This is a genomic window from Kitasatospora sp. NPDC093679 (assembly GCF_040683455.1).
GTDB classification, from domain to species: Bacteria; Actinomycetota; Actinomycetes; order Streptomycetales; family Streptomycetaceae; genus Kitasatospora; species Kitasatospora arboriphila.
In genome coordinates, this window is record NZ_JBFBDW010000016.1 from 1 (window position 1) to 14,408 (window position 14,408).

Annotated in this window: 12 protein-coding genes; 4 read left to right on the plus strand and 8 right to left on the minus strand. The window is 74.9% G+C overall.

The window, feature by feature from the left end; all coding sequences use genetic code 11:
• Positions 1-30 precede the first annotated feature (30 nt).
• Entirely contained in the window at positions 31-684 is a 654-nt protein-coding gene (locus tag AB0O09_RS15895; RefSeq protein WP_030277361.1) for a response regulator transcription factor, read from the minus strand.
• Between the two features lie 534 nt (positions 685-1,218).
• On the opposite strand from AB0O09_RS15895, the gene AB0O09_RS15900 reads away from it, so the two are divergent.
• Entirely contained in the window at positions 1,219-1,404 is a 186-nt protein-coding gene (locus tag AB0O09_RS15900) for a hypothetical protein (protein ID WP_263103369.1), read from the plus strand.
• A 228-nt stretch (positions 1,405-1,632) separates the two neighbouring features.
• On the opposite strand, the gene AB0O09_RS15905 is transcribed toward AB0O09_RS15900, so the two are convergent.
• Positions 1,633-2,460, minus strand: a complete 828-nt coding sequence (locus AB0O09_RS15905; RefSeq protein WP_363542282.1) for an inositol monophosphatase family protein — start codon at positions 2,458-2,460, stop codon at positions 1,633-1,635.
• A 29-nt stretch (positions 2,461-2,489) separates the two neighbouring features.
• Complete coding sequence (locus AB0O09_RS15910) at positions 2,490-3,626, minus strand: ferrochelatase (RefSeq protein ID WP_363542283.1); 1,137 nt, start codon at positions 3,624-3,626, stop codon at positions 2,490-2,492.
• A 138-nt stretch (positions 3,627-3,764) separates the two neighbouring features.
• On the opposite strand from AB0O09_RS15910, the gene AB0O09_RS15915 reads away from it, so the two are divergent.
• From AB0O09_RS15915 to sepH, 3 genes are all read left to right on the plus strand, one after another.
• A complete protein-coding gene (locus AB0O09_RS15915; protein WP_344623283.1) occupies positions 3,765-5,012 on the plus strand; it encodes an MFS transporter in 1,248 nt (415 codons plus the stop codon).
• 99 nt (positions 5,013-5,111) lie between these two features.
• The gene (locus tag AB0O09_RS15920; RefSeq protein ID WP_363542284.1) at positions 5,112-6,428 is read left to right on the plus strand and encodes a D-arabinono-1,4-lactone oxidase; all 1,317 of its coding nucleotides are present in this window, start codon (positions 5,112-5,114) and stop codon (positions 6,426-6,428) included.
• A 449-nt stretch (positions 6,429-6,877) separates the two neighbouring features.
• Positions 6,878-7,951 carry a septation protein SepH gene (sepH, locus tag AB0O09_RS15925; RefSeq protein WP_344623281.1) on the plus strand — a complete coding sequence of 358 codons (1,074 nt, stop codon included), beginning with the start codon at positions 6,878-6,880 and terminating at the stop codon, positions 7,949-7,951.
• Positions 7,952-8,006: 55 nt separating this feature from the next.
• On the opposite strand, the gene AB0O09_RS15930 is transcribed toward sepH, so the two are convergent.
• The 5 genes from AB0O09_RS15930 to AB0O09_RS15950 all read right to left on the minus strand — a co-directional run bounded on the left by AB0O09_RS15930 (position 8,007) and on the right by AB0O09_RS15950 (position 14,191).
• On the minus strand, positions 8,007-8,861 hold the full coding sequence (locus AB0O09_RS15930) for a sulfurtransferase (RefSeq protein WP_359981713.1): 855 nt from the start codon (positions 8,859-8,861) through the stop codon (positions 8,007-8,009).
• Positions 8,862-8,902: 41 nt separating this feature from the next.
• Positions 8,903-9,550 carry a thymidine kinase gene (locus AB0O09_RS15935; RefSeq protein ID WP_030277373.1) on the minus strand — a complete coding sequence of 216 codons (648 nt, stop codon included), beginning with the start codon at positions 9,548-9,550 and terminating at the stop codon, positions 8,903-8,905.
• A gap of 48 nt (positions 9,551-9,598) precedes the next feature.
• Complete coding sequence (locus AB0O09_RS15940) at positions 9,599-10,756, minus strand: nucleotide pyrophosphatase/phosphodiesterase family protein (RefSeq protein WP_363542285.1); 1,158 nt, start codon at positions 10,754-10,756, stop codon at positions 9,599-9,601.
• Between the two features lie 14 nt (positions 10,757-10,770).
• The gene (locus tag AB0O09_RS15945; protein ID WP_030277377.1) at positions 10,771-11,361 is read right to left on the minus strand and encodes a DUF5998 family protein; all 591 of its coding nucleotides are present in this window, start codon (positions 11,359-11,361) and stop codon (positions 10,771-10,773) included.
• A 124-nt stretch (positions 11,362-11,485) separates the two neighbouring features.
• Positions 11,486-14,191 carry a GNAT family N-acetyltransferase gene (locus AB0O09_RS15950; protein WP_363542366.1) on the minus strand — a complete coding sequence of 902 codons (2,706 nt, stop codon included), beginning with the start codon at positions 14,189-14,191 and terminating at the stop codon, positions 11,486-11,488.
• Between the last annotated feature and the right edge of the window lie 217 nt (positions 14,192-14,408).

Here is a 14,408-nt window from a genome sequence, read left to right on the forward strand (position 1 = left end):
GGCGGGCCGGTGCGGCCCGCCCGCGCCGGGTCAGATGCGGTAGCCGGAGCCGGGCACGGTGACGATCACGGCCGGGTCGCCGAGCTTGCGGCGCAGGGTCATCACGGTGACGCGGACGACGTTGGTGAACGGGTCGGTGTGCTCGTCCCAGGCCTTCTCCAGGAGCTGTTCGGCGGAGACGACGGCGCCGCCGGCGCGCATCAGCACCTCCAGGACGGCGAACTCCTTGGGGGCGAGCTGGACGGGCTTGCCGTCGCGGAGCACCTCGCGGCGGCCGGGGTCGAGGCTGATGCCGGCGCGCTCCAGGACCGGCGGCAGCGGGACGGTGGCGCGGCGGCCCAGCGCCCGTACCCGGGCGACGAGTTCGCTGAAGGCGAACGGCTTGGGGAGGTAGTCGTCGGCGCCGATCTCCAGGCCCTCGACGCGGTCGCTGATGTCGCCGGAGGCGGTGAGCATGATGACGCGGGTGGCGAGGCCCTGCTCGACGACCCGGCGGCACACGTCGTCGCCGTGGACGAGCGGGAGGTCGCGGTCGAGGACGACCACGTCGTAGTCGTTGACGGCGATCCGCTGCAGGGCCGCCTCCCCGTCGTAGACGACGTCGACGGCCATGGCCTCGCGGCGCAGCCCGGTGGCCACGGCCTCGGCGAGCAGCTGCTCGTCCTCGACGACGAGTACCCGCACGGTGGTTGTCCCTTCATCCGATCGGCCCCGCCGTGCTGTCCGCCCGTGCGGGCCGTGGTGCGCCGGGCACGGAGCCGCGCCCTGCGGCACGGCCCCGACGGTGCCTCCATCCTGCCTGGTCCGCGGGTAAAGCAGCTGTAAGCGGCCGATTCCGAGCCGTTCCCGGCCGCGGCGGGCCGCTTCCGGTAGGTTGACCTGCGAGGACGCCCCGGGGTGGGGGCCGGGTGCCGGGGCGGAGCGAAGGCGTTCCCTCCGGTTGGACTGTGACACGGGCAACTTTCCGGCGGCGGGGAGGTTTCCCCGGCCCGCGGTTGGGGAGGACAAGCTCACACGCGATCGCGCCGTGCGCGGATCGCACCCACCCGCCGCGTGCTCATCCGCACCGGATCGGGGGTCACGTCATCGGGAGCGGCCGACGAGCCGTCTCCGCGCCCACCGGGGCCGGCAACGTCCGGATCGTGCGGCGTCCCGTGGCACGTCCACCGACCGGGGAGCACGCGGACCCGTGCCCGTCCGACACAGCAAGGGGGCCGTATGGACGCCTTCACCGCCGGAATCCTGCAGCGCATACAGAACGCCGAGCAGGACCTCCACCGCGCTCTCGAGTCCGGGGACGAGTTCCTGGCCGAGGTCGAGCAGTCCGAGCTGGAGGACCTGCGCCGGCTGGCTGCCGAGCACGGCGTCGACCCGGTGCACGAGATGCACCGGTCGGCTGCCTGACCCGGCCGCAGGACCGACACCCGCCCCGCCCCCGCGGGGCCCCGCAGGACCGAACCACAGCAGCACCACATCGCAGTTCGAATCAGCGAGCCCTGGCACCTCCCGCGTGCCAGGGCCCATTCACTGCCCGGGCGCGCCCGGCCGTACGGCTCCGTCCGACGGCCACGAGGGCCCGCCACCGCCCCCCGCGGGGTGGTGGCGGGCCCTTCGCCGTGTCCGGGCCCCGGGTCAGCCGTGCCAGGCGCCGAGGGCGTCCAGGCGGGCCTGGAGCGGTTCGAAGACGCCGGGGGCGGCGGCCACCGCGAGGTCGCCGTCGGCGGGCCGGCCGGGACGGCCGCCGGCGAGCGCGCCCGCCTCGCGGGCGATCAGCAGGCCGGCCGCCATGTCCCAGGGCTTGAGGCCGCGCTCGTAGAACGCGTCGACCCGGCCGGCGGCGAGGTCGCACAGGTCGACGGCGGCGGCGCCGGCCCGGCGGATGTCGCGGACCTCGGGCATCAGGGTGAGCAGCACTTCGGCCTGGTGGGCGCGCTCGGCCTGCACGTAGTTGAAGCCGGTGGCGACCAGCGCCTGCCCCCAGGGCGGGGCCGGGCGCACCGCGAGGGGGCGGCCGTCGAGGTCGGCGCCGCCGCCGCGGACGGCCCGGAAGAGCTCGCCACGGGCGGGCACGGCGACGACCCCGACGATCGCCTCGCCGTCCAGTTCGGCGGCCACGCTGACGCCCCAGGAGGGCAGTCCGTACAGGTAGTTGACGGTGCCGTCGAGCGGGTCGACGACCCAGCGGACGCCGCTGCGGCCGGGCCGGTCGGTGCCCTCCTCGCCGAGGTAGCCGTCCTCGGGGCGGCGGGCGGCGATCAGCTCCTGGACGAGCTTCTCGGAGGCGAGGTCCATCTCGGTGACCACGTCGACGGGGCTGCTCTTGGTGGCGGCCACGCCGAGGTCGGCCGGGCGGCCGCGGTGCAGCAGCTCGGCCGCCGCGCGGGCGGCCTCCTCGGCGACGGCGAGCAGTTCGGCCGTCAGCGCGGCGGCCTGCGGGTCGGTGGGCGCGGTGCCGGTCACGCGGGGTCCTCCCGGGTACGGGGTGCGGGTCACTGTTCGGCGGCCGCGGGCCGCGGGGCGCGCGGGTTGGGGCAGCAGGCCGCGGCGCAGACGTCGTGGCTGGGGCCGAGGGTGCCGAGGGCGCGGCGGTCGACCGCGACCCCGCGTTCGGCGGCGGCGCGCTCCAGGACGAGTTCGCGCACCGCGGCGGCGAACCTCGGGTCGGCGCCGACGGTGGCCGCCCGGGCGACCGGCAGGCCGAGTTCGGCGGCCTTGGCGGCGGCCTCGGTGTCGAGGTCGTACTTGACCTCCATGTGGTCGGAGACGAAGCCGATCGGCACCATCACGGCGGCGGGCGCGCCGGCGGCGTGGAGCTCCTCCAGCCGGTCGCAGACGTCCGGCTCCAGCCACGGGACGTGCGGGGCGCCGCTGCGGCTCTGGTAGACGAGCTCCCAGGGGCGGTCGGCGGCGCCGGTGACCGCGGCGACGGCCTCGGCGACCAACCGGGCGACGTCGAGGTGCTGGGCGACGTAGGCGCCGCCGGGGGTGCCGCGGGCCGGGTCGTCGGGGGCGCCGGAGCTGTCGGCCGCCGCGTTCGGGATCGAGTGCGTGGTGAAGACGAGGTGCGCCCCGGCGCGGACCTCCTCGGGCAGGTCGCCGAGGGCGGCGAGGGTCGCGTCGATCATCGGGCCGACGAAGCCGGGGTGGTTGTAGAAGTGCCGGAGCTTGTCGACGCGCAGCGCGGGCAGGCCGTCGCGGGCGAGCCCGGCGAGGGCGTCGGCGAGGTTCTCGCGGTACTGGCGGCAGCCGGAGTAGCCGGCGTAGGCGCTGGTGGCGAGGGTGAGCACCCGGCGGTGGCCGTCGGCGGCGATCTCCTTCAGGGTGTCGGCCAGGTACGGCGCCCAGTTCCGGTTGCCCCAGTAGACCGGCAGGTCGAGGCCGTGGTCGGCGAAGTCCTTGCGCAGCGCGGCCAGGAGCTCGCGGTTCTGCTCGTTGATCGGGCTGACCCCGCCGAACAGGAAGTAGTGCTTGCCGACCTCGGCGAGGCGCTCCTTGGGGATGCCCCGGCCGCGGGTCACGTTCTCCAGGAACGGCACGACGTCCTCCGGTCCCTCCGGACCTCCGAAGGAGAGCAGCAGGAGCGCGTCGTAGGGGGCGTGGTCGGTGGCGGTGCGCGAGTCGGACATGGCTCCGATCCTGCCACCCGGCGGGGTCCGGCCGGTGACGGGCCACCCGTCCGCCGGAAATGTCTTCGCGGGCGGCGGCAGGCTGTTCGTAAGCTGTCCATACGAACGACGTTCCTTACCCACTCCTGCGGAGCACCAGTGCTGTCCAGCTACCGCCAGATCTTCGCCGCCCCCGGCAGTCTGGCCTTCTCCTCCAGCGGCTTCGTGTCGCGGCTGCCGATCTCCATGACCGGCATCGGCATCGTCACGATGCTCGCCCAGCTCCGCGGCTCGTTCGGGATCGCCGGCGCGGTCTCTGCCGTCCTCGCGGCGGCCGCGGCGGTGCTCGGCCCGCAGGTGTCCCGCCTGGTCGACCGGCACGGGCAGCGGCGGGTCGCGCTGCCGGCCACCTCCGCGGCCGTGGCCTCCGCGGCGGGCCTGCTGGCCAGCGCCCGGCTCGGCGCCCCCGACTGGACGCTCTTCCTCTTCGCCGCCGGCATGGGCGTCATGCCGAGCACCGGGTCGATGGTCCGCGCCCGCTGGGCGCACCTGTACAGCGACCGGCCGGACCGGCTGCACACCGCGTACTCCTTCGAGGCGGTGATGGACGAGGTCTGCTTCATCGTCGGGCCGATCCTCTCCATCGGGCTCGCCACCTCGCTCTTCCCGGAGGCCGGCGTCGCGCTGGCCGCCGTCTTCCTGCTGGTCGGCGTGGTGTGGTTCTGCGCGCAGCGCTCCACCGAGCCGCCCGTCCATCCGGCCGCGCACCACCACGGCGGGTCGGCGATCCGCTCCGCCGGGCTGCAGGTGCTGGTGCTGACCTTCGTCGCCACCGGCGCGATCTTCGGCGCGGTCGAGGTGGTCACCGTCGCCTTCGCCAAGGAGCAGGGCCACACCGCGGCCTCCAGCCTGGTGCTCGCCGTGTACGCGCTGGGCTCCTGCCTGGCCGGGGTGGTGTTCGGCGCGTTCCGGCCGCGGGGGTCGCTGGCCGGCCGGTTCCTCGGCGGGGTCGGCGCGATGGCGGTCGGCATGCTGCCGCTGGTGCTGGCCGCCTCCCTGCTGCACGGCACGGCCGGCCTGGTCGGCATCGGGGCGGCGCTGTTCGTCGCCGGCCTGTCGATCTCCCCGACGATGATCACCGCGATGGCGCTGGTCGAGCGGCTCGTCCCGGCCTCGAAGCTCACCGAGGGGATGACCTGGACGACCACCGGCCTCGCGATCGGCGTCGCGCTCGGCTCCTCGGCGGCGGGCTGGGTGGTGGACGCCGCCGGCGCCGCCACCGCCTACTGGGTGCCCGTCGGGGCCGCCCTGCTCGCCGCGGTCGCCGCCCTGGCCGGACTGCCGCGGCTGCGCGGCGGGCTGGCCGCCCCCGAGCCGGAGCCGGTGGGCACCCCCGCGGCCCGGTGAGCAGCGCCCGAACGGGGTCCTTCGGGGCATGGACCGGGGGCATCCGAGTGACTACGCTCACCCTACCCACTGGTAGTTCGTGAGCAGGAGGCACTCGGCATGCCCCACGGCACCACCACCGGCACCTGGAGCAACTGGGCCGGCAACCAGACCGCCCGGCCCGCCCGGGCGGTCGCTCCCGGCTCCGCCGAGGAGATCGCCGAGACGGTGCGACGGGCCGCCGAGCAGGGGCAGCGGGTCAAGGCGGTCGGCTCCGGCCACTCCTTCACCGCGATCGCCTCGGCCGGCGACGCCGTGCTGGTGCGCCCGGACGCCCTGACCGCCGTCCGCTCGCTGGACCGCGAGGCCGGCACGGTCACCGTCGAGTCCGGACTGCCGCTCTCCCGGCTCAACCGGCTGCTCGCCGCGGCCGGGCTGTCGCTGACCAACATGGGCGACATCGAGGTGCAGACCGTCGCCGGCGCCACCAGCACGGGCACCCACGGCACCGGCCGGGACTCCGGCTCGCTCGCCGCCCAGATCCGCGCGGTGGAGATCGTCCTCGCCGACGGCAGCATCCGCACCTGCTCCCCGACCGAGGACCCCGAGCTCTTCCAGGGGGCCCGGCTCGGCCTCGGCGCGCTCGGCGTGGTCAGCGCACTGACCTTCGCCGTGGAGCCGGCCTTCCTGCTGACCGCGCACGAGAAGCCGATGCGCTTCGACGAGGTGCTCGCCGGCTTCGACGACCTGGCCTCGGTCAACGAGCACTTCGAGTTCTACTGGTTCCCGCACACCGATCTGTGCACCACCAAGCGGAACAACCGCAGCCCGGGCCCGGCGGCGCCGTTGCCGGGATTCCGGGCCTGGCTGGACGACGACTTCCTGTCCAACACCGTGTGGGAGGGCGTCTGCCGCGTCGGCCGCCGCTTCCCCGCCGCGATCCCGACCATCGCCCAGGTCGCCGGCCGGGCCTGGTCCGAGCGCACCTACACCGACACCGCGTACAAGGTGTTCACCAGTCCGCGGAAGGTCCGCTTCGTCGAGATGGAGTACGCGGTGCCGCGGGAGGCCGCGACCACCGTGCTGCGCGAGCTGAAGGCGCTGGTGGAACGCTCCGACTGGCGGATCAGCTTCCCGGTGGAGGTCCGGGTGGCGCCCGCGGACGACCTGTGGCTGTCCACCGCGAGCGGCCGCGACAGCGTGTACGTCGCCGTCCACCTGTACCGGGGCACCGCCGACAGCGGCTACTTCACCGAGGTGGAGCGGCTCATGACGGCGCACCAGGGACGCCCGCACTGGGGCAAGCTGCACACCCGCGACGCCGAGTACCTGGCCGGTGCGTACCCGCACTTCGGCGACTTCACGGCGCTGCGGGACAAGGTCGACCCGGGCCGGGTGTTCGCCAACGACTACCTCCGCCGGGTGCTCGGGGACTGACGGAGGATCGGCAGCAGTTTCCTCGCTCACGCGCCGGAGACTCGAACAATTCTGTCGATCCTGCACGGCACGGGACACAACGGGCGAAATTCTGCTTCAGCCCGGTCGATATATGTGAAGATGATCACCGTTCGGCGATCGCGAAGCGCTCAACGGTGTGGCCGCTCTTGAGATTCCGGTGAATCGGGGGAGACTTGAGCGGCGAGCCGCCCCGCTGGGTGCCACGAATGGAGTACTGTTCGTTGGGCCTGAGCCTTCGGCGTTCCTGTTGACTGCCCGTCTGACAGTGGCCTAGGGGCCCGGGCGCGACGTCGACCGGCGACGTGGCGAACAGGCAACCGTGCCACAGCGGCGTGCCCGGGCGTAAGCCCGACACGCCGGGTAACTCTGCAAGGTTGTGGCCAGTCGCAGGCGGGCAGGCCACACTCAGTACGGGAGCAGCGACGCAGGTGACGTCGGCAGGCACCACCCGGGAGGTAACCGTGCCCGAACTGCGCGTCGTGGCCGTCAGCAATGACGGCACACGGCTGGTGCTCAAGGCTGCCGACAGCACGGAGTACACCCTCCCCATCGACGAGCGGCTGCGCGCCGCCGTCCGCGGCGACCGGCCGCGCCTCGGCCAGATCGAGATCGAGGTCGAGAGCCACCTGCGGCCCCGTGACATCCAGGCGCGGATACGAGCCGGTGCCTCCGCGGAGGAGGTCGCACAGGCGGCGGGGATCTCCGTCGAACGGGTCCGCCGCTTCGAGGGCCCGGTGCTGGCCGAGCGCGCCTTCATGGCCGAACGCGCCCGCAAGACCGCGATCCGCCGGCACGGCGAGTCCACCGGCCCGCAGCTCGGCGAGGCCGTGGCCGAGCGGCTGACCCTGCGCGCCGCCGAGAAGGACACCGAGCGGTGGGACTCCTGGCGCCGCGACGACGGCACCTGGGAGGTCATCCTCAGCTACCGCGCGGACGGCGAGCACCGCCGCGCCAGCTGGACGTACGACCCGCCGCGCCGCCTCGTCCAGCCGAACGACGACGAGGCACGCGCCCTGATCGGCGAGAACGTCGACCGCGACGAGGACTCGGTCTTCCCGTTCATCCCGCGGATCGCCCGGCTCCCCCAGGAGCGGCCGGCCCGCGCGATGATCGAACGGCCCTCCGCCGACCGGATCATGTCCGGCCGGGAGGTCCGCGAGGCCAGGGAGGCGTCCGCGGAGAACCGCGACTCGCTGACCAGCCTGCTCGACGTGGTGCCCGCCTACCGCGGCGACCTCGCGATCGGCCCCGCGCCGGAGCCGGTGATCGCCGCCGAGGAGCCGGAGGAGGCCGAGGAGCCGGCCGCCCCCGCGGCCAGCGTCGGCGCCGGGTCGGCCTACGCCGACATCCTCATGCCGCGGGCGGTCGCCCCGCACCGCGAGCGGCTGGTCGGCACCACCGACCGGCAGGCCGAGGCCGACGGCGTCCGCCCCGGCCGCCGCGCCACCGTGCCCAGCTGGGACGAGATCGTCTTCGGCAGCCGGCGCAAGAAGCAGGAGTAGCAGGACTACGAGCACGTCGGGGCGGCCACCCGCACGGGTGGCCGCCCCGACGTGCTCAGCCCGGAAGGTCGCCGGTGGCCGCCGGGCGGGCCGGGTCGCCGGACCACTCGCTCCACGAGCCCGGGTAGAGCACCGCGCCGGTGATGCCCGCGCTCTCCAGCGCCAGCAGCTCGTGCGCCGCCGTCACCCCCGAGCCGCAGTACACGCCGAGCGGCACCGAGCCGTCCGCACCGAGCGCGGCGAACCGCGCCGCCAGCTCCGCCCGGGGACGGAAGGTGCCGTCCGCCGCCACGTTCTCCGCCGTCGGCGCCGACACCGCACCCGGGACGTGGCCCGCCCGCGGGTCGATCGGCTCCACCTCGCCGCGGTACCGCTCCCCAGCCCGGGCGTCCAGCAGCACGCCCTTGCGCGCGAGCTCCGCCGCACCGTCCGCGTCCACCGTCGGCAGCGACCCGGGCACCGGCACGAAGTCCCCCGCCCCGTCGGCCGGGCGCTCCACCGACTCGGGCCGCCCCGCCGCCCGCCACGCCGCCAGACCGCCGTCCAGCACCCGCACCCCGTCGTGCCCCGCCCAGCGCAGCAGCCACCACGCCCGCGCCGCCGACATCGCCGGGCCCGCGTCGTACACCACCACCGGCCGGCCGGCCGACACCCCGGCCCGGCGCAGCGCCGCGCCCAGCACCGCCGGGTCGGGCAGCGGATGCCGGCCGGCCGGGCCGGGCGGGGCGGCCAGCTCGGTGTCCAGGTCCAGGTAGTGCGCACCGGGCAGGTGCCCGGCCGCGTACTCGCCCGCGCCGGGCGGGCCGCCCAACTGCCAGCGGACGTCGAGCAGGACGGGCGGCGTCGGCCCCGCCAGGGCGGCGGCCAGCTCGTCGACGGAGATCAGCGGGGAAACACCCGAGGAAGTCATGTCCGCCATTGTGGCAAGACCGGGCCGCCGCCGACGGACCGTCAGCCCTCGAACGGCAGCACGTCGGGGGAGAGCACCGACGCCCGGGCGGTCGCCGCCGTCAACCGCCGCCGGTGGTGGCGTCGGCAGAGCACCTCGTAGCCGATCTGGTCCTCCGAGACCGCCACGTCGCCGACCACCACCTGCGCGCCCTCGACGACCATCACCCCGCCGACCGTCCGCGCGTTGTGCGTCGCCCGCGCCCCGCACCAGCAGAGCGCCTCCACCTGCAGCACCTCGACCCGGTCCGCCAGCTCGATCAGCCGCTGCGACCCCGGGAACAGCTTCGTCCGGAAGTCCGTCGTGATGCCGAAGGTGTAGACGTCGATGCCGAGTTCGTCGACCACCCGGGCCAACTGGTCGATCTGCTCCGCCGAGAAGAACTGCGCCTCGTCGCAGATCAGGTAGTCCGCCTTGCCGCCCGCCGACAGCAGGTGCACCACGTGCGCCTGGAAGTCGAAGTCGTCGGCGACCTCCACCGCGTCCGCGCGCAGCCCCAGCCGGCTGGAGATCGTCGCCGCGCCCGCCCGGTCGTGCCGGGTGAAGATGATGCCCTGGCGGCCGCGCGCCGCGTGGTTGTGGTCCATCTGCAGCGCCAGCGTCGACTTGCCGCAGTCCATCGTGCCCGAGAAGAACACCAGTTCAGCCATGGGTGGGACGAGGGCCTTTCGATCGTGGGACGGGCGGTGCGGACAGCATCAGGTACGGACGTCGAGCAGCGGCACCAGCTGCTCCACCGCGGTCATCGACCCGTGCAGGCCGACCATCGAGGACTCCCCCGGCTCGTTCCGCGAGGCGACCACCGCGATGTCGTCCCGCGCCGCCGCCACCACGTCGCCGATCCGCGGCAGCACCCGCTCGTCCACCACGGGACCGAACCAGCCGGCCGCGACCGCCTGCTCCCGGGTGGCCACCCACATCCGGTCGCCCAGCACCTCGCTCCAGACCGCGTGGACGTCCGCCGCCGCACCCGGCACCGCGTACACGTGCCGCGCCCGGCCCTCGCCGCCCAGCAGCGCCACGCCCGCCGACAGCTCCCAGTCCTCGTCGAAGTCGACCCGGTCCTCCGGCGCGATGTCGATCATGCCGTGGTCCGCCGTCACGTACAGCGCCGACCGCGGCGGCAGCTGCTCCGCCAGCCGCTTCACCAGCCGGTCCACCGTGTTCAGCGTCATCCGCCACTCGTCCGAGTCCACCCCGAACCGGTGGCCCGCCCCGTCCAGCTCGCTCACGTACGTGTAGACCAGCGCCCGGTCGTTCCCCGCCAGCCAGCGCGCCGCCTCGTCCATCCGCTCCTCACCGGTCGTCCGGCCCAGGAACGTCCCGCCCGAGAGCGCGACCTGCGTCAACGGCGTCTGCGAGAACAACGGCGAGGACACCTGCGCCGTCGCCACGCCCGCCCGCGACACCCGCTCGAACACCGTCGGGTGCGGCTGCCACTCCCGCGGCGGCACCGGCGGCACCCAGCGCAACTGGTTCATCAGCTCGTTCCGGCCCGGAACCCGCACCGTGTACCCGGCCAGGCCGTGCACCCCGGGCGTCAGCCCCGTCCCCACCGAGGCCAGCGAGGTCGCCGTCGTCGACGGGAACCCCGACGTGATCGGACTCGCCCCGGCCGACAGCGACGTCAGGAACGGCGCGTACTCCGGATGCCGGCGGACGAGCTCCCAGCCCATGCCGTCCACCAGGAACACGCAGACCCGGTCCGCCGGCTCCAGCAGCAGCCCGCTCTCGAAGCCGGGCACGCCGAGGCCGGCCGCCACCGCCGGCAGCAGGTCCGCCAGCGAACCGCAGCCGTACGCCGGAGCCGGGGCGTCCGAAGGATCGAGGATCTCGAAGGCGTCGTAACCGAGCATGCGTGACGGCGGCCTCAGACCCGGTCGGCGATCGTCGCCTCGGACAGCGCCCGCGCGAACACCAGCGCCTGCGACACCGTCTCCGGACCGTCACCCGCCTCCGACACCCGCAGCGACAGGTCGTCCGCCGTCGCCGACCCCGTGTACCCGTGGTCCGCGTCGCAATTCGGGTCCGAACAACCCGCCGGCTCCAGGTCCAGGCGCTGCACCGCACCCCAGCCGATCGTGAGCACCACCTCGCGCGGCAGCGTCCCCGGCGTGTACGTCTCCGGGTTCGCCACCATGCGGCTCACCACCACCGAATTGATCCGGTCCAACCGGACGCTCTCGGTCGACGTCGTCGCGTACGGCACGGGGGTCGCCGCGTCGCCGTTCTGCTCGTCCGTGTGGCTCACCACGAAGCGCGACGGGGTCAGCACCAGCACCGTCACGTGCCGGCGGACCTCGTTCGCGTCGAACGTCGTCTCCTGGTGCACCAGGTAGGAGCTGATCGGCTCGGGGCCCACCGCGGACTCCACGGCCTCGGACACCAGGGCCGGGTAGTAGCCGCTGCGCTCGATCGCCGACCGCAGGTCCTGCGTGGTGGTGGTACCGGTCTTGGCCATGTCTCCATCCTGGCATGTCCCGCCGACGAAGCGGGCGGCACTGCGCCGAGCTTCCGGACCCGCCTTGCCGGGCCCGCCCTGCGGGGGGCTGGTCAGCGCCGCCGAGCGGCGCAGCCAAGCAAGGTTACAGGCTGCTCATCGCCCGCGGACCCAGATCCGTCCGCACCGGCAGCGGCGCGATCCGCACCACCGCCCCCAGCACCGCCAGCCCCTGCGGCGCCACCACCACCGGCTCCAGATCCACCGACGCCACCTCCGGCAGGTCGTCCACCAGCCGCGACACCCGCAGCAGCAACTCCTCCAGCGCCCCGGTGTCCACCGGATCCGCGCCCCGCCAGCCGAACAGCAGCGGAGCCGCCCGCACCTCCCGGATCAGCGCCGCCACGTCCCGGTCCGTCGCCGGCACCAGGCGGTGCGCCAGATCACCCAGCAACTCCGCCGGCGCCCCCGCCAGACCGAAGCTCAGGATCGCGCCCACCGCCGGATCCACCGCCGCCCCGATCACCGTGTCCACCCCGCGCGGCGCCAGCTGCTGCACCACCAGCCGCGCCTGCGCCGCCCCGCCCAGCAACGCGTCCAGCTCCCGGTGCGCCCGCCGCAGCCCCTCCTCGCCGTCCAGGTCCAGCCGCACGCTTCCCAGGTCCGGCCGGTGCCGCAGGTGGTCCGCCGTCGCCTTCAACGCCACCGGATAGCCCAGCCGCCGCGCCGCCCGCACCGCCGACTCCTCGTCCGGCGCCGGCAGCACCGGCCGCACCGCGATCCCGTAGCAGCCCAGCAGCGCCTCCGCGTCCGCCTCCGGCAGCGTGAACCGGGCCCCGCCCGGCTGCGTCCGCGCCGCCACCGCCAGCCGTGTGCCCAGCGCCCCCTCCACCAGCGCCCGCGCCCGCGCCTCGTCGATCCCCTCCAGCTCGGGGATCCGCGCCGTCCGCTCCGCCTCCGCGCTGCGCCGGCGCCACTCGGCGTAGTGCACCGCGTTCGCCAGGGCGTGCACCGCCCGCTCCGGCGCCGGGAACGACGGGATCCGGCCCGCCCGCAGCCGCTCCGCCAGACCCCCCAGCGCCAGGTGCGTCAGCAGCAGCGGCTTGCCCAGTTCCCGGGCCCGCTCCCCCGCGTCCAGCAGCGCCGCCGCGACCTCCGGCTCGTCGTCCGGCTCCGGCGCCCCGCCGCCGTGCACCCCGATCGGCGGGATCGCCACCGCGATCACCGCGTCCACCGCCGGGTCGCCCAGCGCCGTCCCCAGCGCGATCCGGAAGTTCTCCCCCGTCGCCGCCGTCGTCAGGTCCACCGGCGACCGCGGCCGCAGCCCGCTGCCCAGGCACGCGTCGTACGTCAGCAGCCCCAGCGAGTCAGAGTTCCCCACCACCGCCACCCGGTCGCCCGCCGGCAGCGGCTGGCCCGCCAGCAGCTCGCCCGTGTCGAACAGGTCGGTGATCGTCTCCACCCGCACCACCCCGGCCTGCCGGAACAGCGCGTCCACCGTCGCGTCCCGCAGCCGGCTCGACGCCGGCTGCACCGCGTGCCCCGGCGGCAGGCTCCCGGTGTGCCGCGCCCCCTTGACCACCACCACCGGCTTCGACGCGGCCAGCCGCCGGGCGATCCGCGTGAACTTCCGCGGATTGCCGAACGACTCCATGTACATCAGCACCACCTCGGTGGCGGCGTCCTCCTCCCAGAACTGCAGCATGTCGTTGCCCGACACGTCCGCCCGGTTCCCCACCGAGGCGAACGACGACACCCCGAGGCCCCGCCGGTGCGCCGCCTCCAGCAGCGCCACCCCGATCGCCCCCGACTGGCAGAACACCCCGAACGGGCCGCGGGCCGGCAGCACCGGCGCCAGCGACGCGTTCAGCGGCCGCTCCGGATCCGTCGACACCAGCCCGAAGGCGTTCGGGCCCACCACCCGCATCCCCGCCGCCCGCGCCTGCCGCACCAGCGCCCGCTGCCGGTCCCGCCCCTCCGGACCGGTCTCCGCGTACCCGGCCGTCACCACCACCAGGCCCTGCACCCCGTGCGCGCCGCAGTCCGCCACCACCGCCGGGACGGCCGCCTCCGGCACCGCCACCAGCGCCAGGTCCACCGGCCCCGGGATCTCCAGCAGCGACCGGTGCACCGGCACCCCGTCCAGCACCGTCCCGTCCGGCGCGCTCCGGTTCACCGCGTACAGCTCGCCGCGGAACCCGGCCAGGCTGCGCAGCAGGCCGCGCCCCACCGACTGCGGATTGCGCGACACCCCGACCACCGCCACCGACCGCGGCGTCAGCAGCCGCTGGACCGAGCGGGCCTCGGCCCGGTGCTCGCGGCCGCGCATCACCGCCAGCGAGGCCGCCGTCGGCTCCAGGTCGAACTCCAGGTGCACCACGCCGTCGGCGAAGCTGCGGTGCTGGGTGTAGCCGGCGTCGGTGAAGACCTTCACCATCTTGCGGTTCTCCGGCAGCACCTCCGCGGTGAACCGGCGGATGCCGCGCTCCTGGGCGACCGCCGCGATGTGCTCCAGCAGCGCCGAGGCGACGCCGCGGCCCTGGTGGGCGTCCTGCACCAGGAAGGCCACCTCGGCGTCGGTGCCGGTGGTGGAGGGGCGGCCGTCCCTGTCGATCCGGTCGTAGCGGACGGTGGCGATGAACCGGTCCCGCACCACCGCCGCCAGGCCCACCCGGTTCACGTAGTCGTGGTGGGTGAAGCGCCGCACGTCCTTGTCGGACAGTCGCGGGTACGGGGCGAAGAAGCGGAAGTACTTCGACTGCTCGGAGACCTGCTCGTAGAACTCGACCAGCCGCTCGGCGTCGGTCGGGGTGATCGGCCGGATCCGGGCCGCGCCGCCGTCGCGCAGCAGGACGTCGGCCTCCCAGTGCTGGGGGTAGCCGGTCTCGTCGGCCGGTTCGGTGCCCGGCTCGGTGGCCGGTTCGGTGCCCGGCTCGGTGGCCGGTTCGGTGCGCGGTGAAGTCCCGGAGTCGTCCACAACCGCCAGGTTATCCGGCGGGGGCCGCGGCGAGCCGCCCGGCGGTGCCGGACCGGCGGGGCCAAGGTGGGAACGAGGGGGTGCCGCACCG

What these genes read in the sequence shown, in the direction of transcription:
- AB0O09_RS15910 (WP_363542283.1), bottom strand. Translation starts at nt 3,626, where the DNA reads ATGTCCGACTCGCGCACCGCCACCGACCACGCCCCCTACGACGCGCTC.
- AB0O09_RS15930 (WP_359981713.1), bottom strand. Translation starts at nt 8,861, where the DNA reads ATGACTTCCTCGGGTGTTTCCCCGCTGATCTCCGTCGACGAGCTGGCC.
- AB0O09_RS15900 (WP_263103369.1), top strand. Translation starts at nt 1,219, where the DNA reads ATGGACGCCTTCACCGCCGGAATCCTGCAGCGCATACAGAACGCCGAG.
- AB0O09_RS15920 (WP_363542284.1), top strand. Translation starts at nt 5,112, where the DNA reads ATGCCCCACGGCACCACCACCGGCACCTGGAGCAACTGGGCCGGCAAC.
- AB0O09_RS15935 (WP_030277373.1), bottom strand. Translation starts at nt 9,550, where the DNA reads ATGGCTGAACTGGTGTTCTTCTCGGGCACGATGGACTGCGGCAAGTCG.
- AB0O09_RS15940 (WP_363542285.1), bottom strand. Translation starts at nt 10,756, where the DNA reads ATGCTCGGTTACGACGCCTTCGAGATCCTCGATCCTTCGGACGCCCCG.
- AB0O09_RS15945 (WP_030277377.1), bottom strand. Translation starts at nt 11,361, where the DNA reads ATGGCCAAGACCGGTACCACCACCACGCAGGACCTGCGGTCGGCGATC.